Here is a 210-nt window from a genome sequence, read left to right on the forward strand (position 1 = left end):
CCGAACAGAGAACTAATAAAAAAAGCATGGGCAGAAATCCCCTGGGTATATGATACTCTTGGAAATACAGTAAAATATGAAGGACAAATACTATATATAAATGCAAAAGATAGTATAGGTCTTAGCGATAATTGGTCAGAATGCGATCAAGGTGATACATCCAATGGTACTATGCGTAGGAATATGGATTATCTTACCTATAGATTAACA

Annotated in this window: 1 protein-coding gene; it reads left to right on the forward strand. The window is 34.3% G+C overall.

The window, feature by feature from the left end:
* Positions 1-210 (forward strand): hypothetical protein (locus GFU93_RS04230; RefSeq protein WP_160567521.1); only part of this gene is annotated, 210 nt, incomplete at both ends.

This window comes from Apibacter sp. B3546, assembly GCF_009827885.1.
In the GTDB taxonomy this organism is placed as follows: Bacteria; Bacteroidota; Bacteroidia; order Flavobacteriales; family Weeksellaceae; genus Apibacter.